The organism is Halobacillus sp. K22 (assembly GCF_052246795.1).
Lineage (GTDB): Bacteria > Bacillota > Bacilli > Bacillales > Halobacillaceae > Halobacillus.
This window is the reverse complement of sequence record NZ_JBQQCN010000047.1, coordinates 1-8,333: the sequence shown is the minus strand read 5'-3', so window position 1 is coordinate 8,333 and position 8,333 is coordinate 1. Positions and strand designations below refer to the sequence as shown.

The 8,333-nt window shown below is 45.1% G+C and carries 8 protein-coding genes; all 8 read right to left on the bottom strand.

Annotated elements, in window-relative coordinates:
* Positions 1–240: 240 nt before the first annotated feature.
* The 8 genes from ACTWPM_RS20320 to gatC all read right to left on the bottom strand — a co-directional run bounded on the left by ACTWPM_RS20320 (position 241) and on the right by gatC (position 7,577).
* On the bottom strand, positions 241–864 hold the full coding sequence (locus ACTWPM_RS20320) for an RQC-minor-1 family DNA-binding protein (protein WP_443134798.1): 624 nt from the start codon (positions 862–864) through the stop codon (positions 241–243).
* A gap of 198 nt (positions 865–1,062) precedes the next feature.
* Positions 1,063–1,359, bottom strand: a complete 297-nt coding sequence (locus ACTWPM_RS20315) for a YkvS family protein (protein WP_443134797.1) — start codon at positions 1,357–1,359, stop codon at positions 1,063–1,065.
* 218 nt (positions 1,360–1,577) lie between these two features.
* Positions 1,578–1,778 carry a hypothetical protein gene (locus ACTWPM_RS20310; protein ID WP_443134796.1) on the bottom strand — a complete coding sequence of 67 codons (201 nt, stop codon included), beginning with the start codon at positions 1,776–1,778 and terminating at the stop codon, positions 1,578–1,580.
* 37 nt (positions 1,779–1,815) lie between these two features.
* Positions 1,816–3,192 (bottom strand): 23S rRNA (uracil(1939)-C(5))-methyltransferase RlmD, encoded by a 1,377-nt coding sequence (gene rlmD / locus ACTWPM_RS20305; RefSeq protein WP_443134795.1) that lies wholly within the window; start codon positions 3,190–3,192, stop codon positions 1,816–1,818.
* Positions 3,193–3,303: 111 nt separating this feature from the next.
* Positions 3,304–4,218, bottom strand: a complete 915-nt coding sequence (locus tag ACTWPM_RS20300; protein WP_443134794.1) for a diacylglycerol kinase — start codon at positions 4,216–4,218, stop codon at positions 3,304–3,306.
* Positions 4,219–4,374: 156 nt separating this feature from the next.
* Positions 4,375–5,805 (bottom strand): Asp-tRNA(Asn)/Glu-tRNA(Gln) amidotransferase subunit GatB, encoded by a 1,431-nt coding sequence (gatB, locus tag ACTWPM_RS20295; protein WP_443134793.1) that lies wholly within the window; start codon positions 5,803–5,805, stop codon positions 4,375–4,377.
* Positions 5,802–7,274 (bottom strand): Asp-tRNA(Asn)/Glu-tRNA(Gln) amidotransferase subunit GatA, encoded by a 1,473-nt coding sequence (gene gatA, locus ACTWPM_RS20290; protein WP_443134792.1) that lies wholly within the window; start codon positions 7,272–7,274, stop codon positions 5,802–5,804. Before gatA ends, gatB begins: the two co-directional genes overlap by 4 nt.
* Positions 7,275–7,286: 12 nt before the next feature.
* Positions 7,287–7,577, bottom strand: coding sequence for an Asp-tRNA(Asn)/Glu-tRNA(Gln) amidotransferase subunit GatC (gatC, locus tag ACTWPM_RS20285; protein WP_443134791.1), 291 nt, complete (start codon positions 7,575–7,577; stop codon positions 7,287–7,289).
* Positions 7,578–8,333 lie beyond the last annotated feature (756 nt).

Genomic DNA, 8,333 nt, shown 5'->3' with positions numbered 1-8,333 from the left:
ATTTGTCTCCGGCTTCCTTCAGATTCCAGGTCTCCCTGGACACCCTTGCCTTTGACTAACGGCTACAACGACCTTCGCCGCTCGGGACTTGAACCCTAGAGTTTATACCCCTGCCGGGCACACAAAAGAGCGTCCAAAAGCTCCACATTGGTCGCTCTTTTTGTTTATTTCTATTGTTATGGTAATAAGTTGACGAAAGATAACTGTGCTTTTGAAAAGAAGTTGTCTACATCAGCAAACCTAGAGAAAAACATCAAACCAAGAATAACCCGCCAAGGTTTTCCTCACCTGCTCATTCCTCTCCTCTAACCAGGACCCATCGAAAGGTTCTTTTTCTTCCAGCACTCGGATCGTCTCATCAATAGCCGCACGAACTTTTTTATAATCTACTTTTTCCCATAGCTGCAAATAAGGGATAAAATCTTTGTTGCCGGATGCTTTTATTTTTTCAAGCATTAACAGAATCATTACCCTGTTTCTATCCTTCAAATAGGTCATGTCCGGATCCTTCTTGCCGCTGCTAAGCCACTCTTCCCATTGGTGGATAAATTCCTCTGCACGTTGATCAGACTCAATCAGCCACCCTCTTTCTGTGAAGACAATCAATGGAAGCTTGCCAAAGTTCTCTAACTCGAGGTAATCATAACGAATCATCCAGTTAATCTTTTTTTTAACTTCTTCAAGTTTTTCCTTCTTAAAATATCCATAAGCAGGACAAGTATCTAATTTATATTCCAGTACTTTCTTTTCTTTGGAACCTTTCAAAATCTTTGCGAGAAGTGTCCTGCCTCCTTCAGCAATGATTGGATCTGCAGCCCTTAATATGACTTTGATTTCTTCATGACTAAGCCGGCTTTGAGGCATAAGCACTCATCTCCTTGTTTTTTTAATCCTATTATTACATGCTCGGTTGCTCAGTCAATGGGTTTTGTCAGATATTCTTTTATAACTTCTTTTAATGTAACGTCTCGCATCTCTTATCCACTCCCCTAAATAAGAAGAAGACTAATCACTAAAAAAAGAACATCACGCAATAAGCGTGATGCTCTTTCTTATCTAATACTATTCTTGAACTTCTCTATCGCGGCGTTCTTTAATGCTGTAGTTTGTATGAGCAACGACAGTTTTTTCGAATTCCAAATTCCGCTCATGGAAGTCATCCATAATAGTCATGTCGCAAACTACGGAGTTTTGTAATCTAGAAGAAGTTACGACCGCTTCAATCTGCTGCCCGTCTTTTTCGAAAGTAATGATATCGCCTTCGGTTGCTTTGTCTTCTTCTTTTACTTTCTGTTCTTCTGAGCTGTTCTTTTTAAACGCAGCATTAACTAAAGTTTTTCTTAAATTTTCATCAGCCATAAAAAAGTTCCCTCCTAGTTGAATGTAAATGTTCATTTGTATCGTGATTCAGACAATGAGTTCCTTAATCTATACCCTTAATTAAGGGCTCTCATTCTTCCTATAGTATTACGTTAACACGATTCTTTTATAGAATCATGAGGGTATCACTTCCAACTGATGGAGTAATTTTCAAATTCAGATAACTAAAAAAAGCAGGAGGATGCCCCTACTTTTTCTTATTCATCCAATTCCACTACTCTTACTACCTTACTTCCACAGTTTTTGCATTTCCCCTCCAGCATCACACCCATAGGATGATCTATGATGATAAAGTCTGTGATGGTGACTGCATCCTTACAGGAGCGGCAAAAAACGTTTGCTATGAGTTGCTTTCTTTCATTTTCAGGTATGGCTAACCACTTTTTGTTTGCTTCCATTCTAGCACCCCCTCTAAGAATATCTATTAAGTCTTACTTATCTTTTTTCAAGCCAAGTCACACACTCCACGTGACTCGTCTGCGGGAACATATCCACCGGCTGAACCTCCTGCGTCGCATATCCCCCATCCTCAAGCACACGCAAATCACGCGCGAGCGTTGAAGGATTGCACGATACATAGACAATCCGCTCCGGTTCCATATCAAGCATGGCTTTAAGCAGTTCTTCATCACAGCCCTTACGCGGTGGATCGACGACGATTACATCTGGGCGGAGCCCCTGGTTGCGCCACCATGGCATCAGCTCTTCGGCTTGGCCGACGTAAAATTCGGCGTTGTCCATTTTATTCAGACGGGCGTTTTTCTTGGCGTCGGTAACGGCTTCGGGAACGACTTCGACGCCGTACACTTTCTTCGCTTGCTGGGCAAGGAAAAGAGAGATCGTGCCGATGCCACAATAGGCGTCAATAACGGTTTCGCCACCGCGAAGGTCAGCGTATTCGAGCGCTTTGTCATATAGGTTCTTCGTCTGGGTCGGGTTGACCTGATAGAACGATTTCGGTGAGATCATGAATTTAATATCGCCGATCATATCGTAGATGTATTCGTCGCCCCAGATAACCTTGGTTTCTTTGCCGAGAATCACATTGGTCTTCTGGTTGTTCACGTTATGCACGATCGACTTTACGCTTGGAAAGGCGTCACGGATTTCATCAATCAGCTTGTCCTGTTCAGGCAGGTTCTTCGTTTTCGTTACGAGCACAATCATAATATCTTTTGTCGTCTGACCGGTACGGACCATAATATGACGCAGCGTGCCGCGGTGAGTGTTTTCATCATAAGCTGAGATCCCTAGTTCCGTGGCAATACGCCTTACGGTTTCCACCATCCGGTCGTTCAGTTCATCTTGAATGATACACGTGTCCATATCGATAATGTTGTGGCTTCGCTTCTGGTAAAAGCCGGTCTTCAGCTGGCCGTCTTCTTTTTGTCCGACTGGAATTTGAATTTTATTACGGTAGCGCCACGGATCAGCCATTCCGATCGTTTCGTGGACAGGAACGTGCTCGAGGTGTCCGATTTTCTTCATCGCGTTTTTCACCTGATTGTGCTTCATCTCAAGCTGCATTTGATAGCTCATGTGCTGCAGCTGGCAGCCGCCGCACTGGTAATACACATCACATGGCGGCTCGACACGGTCTTCGCTTTCTTCTTTTACATTCAAGAGCTTCCCGAAGCCAAAGTTCTTTTTCACTTTGACGACTTTTACTTCGGCTTCTTCCCCGGGAAGACCATACGGTACGAAGAGCGGATAGCCATCCACTTTCCCTACCCCATTACCTTCATGGGTTAAATCTTCAAACGTCAGGTGTATGGTCTGGTTTTTCTGTACGGGCGGCTTTGGTTTCGCCATCATTTATCCGTCCTTTTCTACTTAGACTCTGTGTTCGTAGTTTATCACAAATCCTAGTGTTTCATGAAACATTAGAAAACGCCGCTGCCCCGGATTAGGGACAGCAGCGCTTCAAGATTCTTCTAGTTCACCTGGAAATTTATCCTTCGGTAAGAAGAACTCCAGGTGGCGGTATAGATTCACAAATTCTCCCGGCATCATGCCGCCGAACTCACCATCAATGTTCAGCTGCATTTTCTCATCCGTCTTCACTTTCACACGGCTTGCGGTGGTGTGAATGAACTTCGGATGGTTCAAATGGTTGCCTTGAATCGCGAGTGTAGCGAGACGGACGAATTCAGCAATGTTCATTTTTTCAATAATCATTAAGTCGAACAATCCATCATCCATGCGGGCCGATGGAGCCAGTTTCTCCAGGCCGCCAACGGAGTTGGTATTTGAAACGAGAAATAACATGATCTCTCCCTCATACCATTTACCGTCATACTCCATTTCGACACGTGTCGGCCGGATCGATGGCAGCATTTCAATTCCTTTTAAATAATAGGCCAGCTGTCCGATCATAGTTTTCAGCTTGCTCGGGACTTCATAGGAAATCTCGGTGATCTTTCCTCCCCCGGCAATGTTCATGAAATAATGACCGTTCACGCGACCGATATCAAGTGGCTGGGTGTGTTCTTTCAGAATGATATCGACAGCCTTATGAATGTTCCTTGGTATATTTAACGCACGTGCAAAATCGTTAGTTGTCCCGACTGGAATAATGCCGAGCTTCGGCTTGTGGTCCTGTTCGGCAATACCATTAATCACTTCATTAATGGTTCCATCCCCGCCGGCAGCGACGACTACATCAAACTCCCGATCTACAGCGTATTTTGCAGCTTCGATCGCATCTCCGGCACAGGTGGTTGCATGTGTCGATGTTTCGTAGCCGGTTTGTTCAAATCGCTGCAGAATATCAGGGAGGACTTTACGAATGACTTCTCTCCCAGAGGTCGGGTTATAAATTATTCGAGCACGTTTCATGGTATGACCCCCTCATCCAGGCTTGTTCCATAGAACATCATAGCTCTTTTTCCTGAATTTGAAAACACTTTTTATAGTATATGATGGGTTTTCCTCATCCATACGAAAGCACGCACCAATCGCCGTGCGTGCTTTCGGTTTAACCTATGACAGGCTTTAACGCTTCTCCATTTCAGCCAAAATAATTTTATTTACCATCGGAGGGTTTGCCTGTCCTTTGGTTTCTTTCATCACTTGACCGACGAGGAATCCGAGCGCTTTATCTTTACCGTTCTTATAATCCTCAATGGACTGCGGATTGTTATCCAGAATCGTCGTTACGATTTCGGTCAGCTGACCTTCATCGGAAATTTGGACGAGTCCTTTATCTTTAACGATCTTCTCAGGATCGCCGCCTTTTTCAACCAGTTCGCTGAAGACTTTCTTCGCAATCTTGGACGAAATTGTGCCGTCTTCGATCAGCTTGATCATTTTCGCGAGTGAAGCTGGTGTAAGGGCAAGCTCATGAAGCTCTTTATAGTTCTTGTTCATATAAGCGGAAACTTCACCCATCAGCCAGTTGGATGCCTGTTTAATATCTGCACCCTCAGCAATGGTCTCTTCAAAGAAGTCGGATAGTTCTTTGTTATTGGTAAGTACCATCGCATCGTATTCTGGAAGATCAAGTTCTTCGATATAACGCTTCTTACGGGCAGCCGGAAGCTCAGGAATCTGATCGAAAATACGCTGCTTCCAGGCTTCATCAATATGAAGTGGAACAAGGTCCGGTTCCGGGAAGTAACGGTAGTCGTCAGAACCCTCTTTTACACGCATAAGAACCGTTTCTTTTGTCTGCTCATCATAGCGGCGTGTTTCCTGAAGAATCTCTCCGCCGGAAAGAAGTTCCTTCTGCTGGCGCACTTCTTCAAACTCAAGCCCTTTCTGTACGAAAGAGAAGGAGTTCAAGTTCTTAAGTTCCGTCTTCACACCAAACTCTTCCTGACCGATCGGGCGGATGGACAGGTTGGCGTCACAACGAAGTGAACCTTCTTCCATTTTACAGTCAGAAACACCCGTGTACTGGATGATATTTTTCAAAGCTTCCAAGTACGCATAGGCTTCCTTCGGTGAACGAATGTCCGGCTCAGATACGATTTCGACAAGCGGTGTGCCTTGACGGTTGTAGTCCACAAGGGAATAACCATCATCACTGTGGGTCAGCTTCCCGGCATCTTCCTCCATGTGAAGACGCGTAATGCCGATCCGTTTTTTCTCGCCGTCCACTTCAATATCAATATAGCCGTTTTCCCCGATTGGCTGATCAAATTGGGAAATCTGATACGCTTTCGGGTTGTCCGGATAGAAATAGTTTTTACGATCGAACTTCGTGTCGGTAGCGATATCACAATTCAGAGCCATCGCTGCTTTCATCGCATAATTGACGGCTTCTTCGTTCAATACAGGCAATACGCCCGGATAACCGAGATCAATCGGGTTTACGTTCGTATTCGGCTCATCTCCGAACATATTCGGGGACGGGCTGAAGATTTTAGATGCCGTTTTTAATTCAACGTGGACCTCTAGGCCTATAATCGTTTCAAAATTCATGAGCGCGCACCTCCAAGGGACGGGCGTTGTTTATGGAATTCAGTAGCCTGTTCGAAGGCATGAGCAGTACGATACACACTGCTTTCATCAAAGTGGTTTCCAATGATTTGCAGACCGATCGGAAGACCATTGGATGAGAAGCCGCATGGAATCGAAATACCAGGCACGCCTGCCAGGTTCACAGGGATGGTCAGGATATCGTTCGCATACATGGTCATTGGATCATCAACTTTATCACCTATTTTAAAGGCAGGTGTCGGGGTCGTCGGCCCGATGATTACATCGTAATCCGCGAATACTTTTTCAAAATCGTTCTTGATCAGCGTACGTACCTGCTGGGCTTTTTTATAATAAGCGTCGTAGTACCCGGAGCTTAGTGCGAACGTTCCAAGCATAATCCGGCGCTTCACTTCGTCACCGAAGCCTTCAGCACGGGAACGCTTGAACATGTCGAGCATCGTCTCGGCATCTTCCGCGCGCTTGCCGTAACGAACTCCGTCGAAACGGGCCAGGTTGGCAGAAGCTTCGGATGATGCGATCAAGTAGTACGTGGATAGAGCGTATTTGGAGTGCGGAAGAGAAACTTCTTCCCATGTCGCTCCAAGCTCTTCATATTTCTTAAGTGCAGCTTGAACGGCTTCCTTCACTTCAGAAGAAACACCTTCACTGAGGTATTCTTTTGGTACAGCGATTTTAAGTCCTTTAACGTCGCCTGTCAGAGCTTCACTGTAGTTTGGAACCTCAACGTTCGCTGATGTTGAATCCATCTTGTCGTGTCCGGCAATGGTCTCTAGCAAGAACGCGTTGTCTTCCACATTGCGTGTGATTGGACCGATTTGATCCAAAGAGGAAGCAAAAGCGACTAAACCGAAACGGGAGACACGGCCGTACGTTGGTTTCAAGCCGACAACCCCGCAGTAAGCAGCTGGCTGACGGATCGACCCGCCGGTATCGGAACCGAGTGAATAAGGAACTTCTCCAGCAGCTACAGCTGCTGCTGAGCCACCGCTTGAACCGCCTGGAACGTAATCCGTATTCCAAGGGTTTCGGACCGCATCGTAGCTTGAGTTTTCATTAGAAGAACCCATAGCAAACTCGTCCATGTTGAGTTTACCAATGGTAATGGACTTCGCGTCATTTAACTTATTTACGACCGTAGCATCGTACAACGGGTCATTAAAATTACTTAGAATCTGGCTTCCGGCTGTGGTGCGGAGACCTTTGGTTACAATGTTGTCCTTCACACCAATTGGCAGACCGAACAGTTTAGCGGCGCTATCGCCTCGCTGCTGATCGAGTTCTGCAGCCTGGGCGCGGGCGGCTTCTTCGTTTAGCGTTAAGAAAGCCTTCACTTGCCCGTCTACCTCTTCAATTCGTTTATACGACTCGTCTACAAGATCCGTTACTCGGATTTCCTGATTATGTAGCTTCTCTTGAAGCTCACGTAATGTATAGTCAAATAAAGACATGATCGATCCTCCTTATTCCAGTACCGATGGCACTTTGAATTGTCCATCCTTGTGCTCGGGTGCGTTTTTAAGTACATCTTCTTTCTTCAGCCACTCTTTAGGTTCGTCTTTACGCAAGACATTCTTCAGATCCAGTACGTGGGTGGTAGGAGCTACTCCCTCTGTGTCGAGTTCATTCAGCTGCTCGGCGTACGTAATAATATCGTCGAGCTGTTTTGTGAATGTATCGGCTTCGTCTTCTGTGATAGCAAGGCGTGCCAGGTTGGCTACGTGCTTCACTTCGTCTTTACTAATTCTTGACATAATGCGACCTCCATTTCGATCTCACATAATATATGATCATACCAAATATACGGCTAATGAATCAACGTGCGCTAATTTTACCCTTCTTATCTTAACATAAATGCTCTCCGGCTGTCTTAGCGTGCACCGCTCTTCCTCAAATTAAACCTTTTCTTAGCCCAGCTTGTCTAACGAACTTTTTTGAGCTCCGCTCGTTAAGATTTCGGAAAAAATACTTGTAACCACTTATGATTTAAAAATTAAAAGCTCTGTCAGTGTTCCGTCTTGATATTTAAGTAATGCTCCTGTTTCTGGAAGACTTGATTTCGAGATAGTTAGGTCCGTTACGTAAGATGGATAAGGGGCGGTGGGGAAATAACTCGCTTTCCTATGGCCCTACACGATGTAGGGTCGATCGACGTTGCCACACGAAGTGGCGATTTTAGTCGATCCTCCTTTTTACCAGGAGCTTCCTCGCTCGTTTCACTCCCTGCGTGATCTCACCTAGTTCCTTCTCCCATGGGAGTCTCGCCATTTCCCCATACCCGTCAAGCTAATAGAAGATTAATACCAAGCAAATAATAATTACGATTATAAGTTCCATATATTTACAGTAGTGAGTCTAACTACTCCTTTAGGAGTCAATGAGTAAAAACAAAAGATACATCTTAATTGTAAGCTAGCCCTAAAATGTCGAAAGGACTTTCATGCTTCTTCCTGTGCTCTTTTCTCCCGTGTCGCCTGGTATTTTCAAAGATCATCTCTAAAATGATAAGG

What these genes read in the sequence shown, in the direction of transcription:
- ACTWPM_RS20320 (WP_443134798.1), bottom strand. Translation starts at nt 864, where the DNA reads ATGCCTCAAAGCCGGCTTAGTCATGAAGAAATCAAAGTCATATTAAGG.
- ACTWPM_RS20315 (WP_443134797.1), bottom strand. Translation starts at nt 1,359, where the DNA reads ATGGCTGATGAAAATTTAAGAAAAACTTTAGTTAATGCTGCGTTTAAA.
- ACTWPM_RS20310 (WP_443134796.1), bottom strand. Translation starts at nt 1,778, where the DNA reads ATGGAAGCAAACAAAAAGTGGTTAGCCATACCTGAAAATGAAAGAAAG.
- rlmD (WP_443134795.1), bottom strand. Translation starts at nt 3,192, where the DNA reads ATGGCGAAACCAAAGCCGCCCGTACAGAAAAACCAGACCATACACCTG.
- ACTWPM_RS20300 (WP_443134794.1), bottom strand. Translation starts at nt 4,218, where the DNA reads ATGAAACGTGCTCGAATAATTTATAACCCGACCTCTGGGAGAGAAGTC.
- gatB (WP_443134793.1), bottom strand. Translation starts at nt 5,805, where the DNA reads ATGAATTTTGAAACGATTATAGGCCTAGAGGTCCACGTTGAATTAAAA.
- gatA (WP_443134792.1), bottom strand. Translation starts at nt 7,274, where the DNA reads ATGTCTTTATTTGACTATACATTACGTGAGCTTCAAGAGAAGCTACAT.
- gatC (WP_443134791.1), bottom strand. Translation starts at nt 7,577, where the DNA reads ATGTCAAGAATTAGTAAAGACGAAGTGAAGCACGTAGCCAACCTGGCA.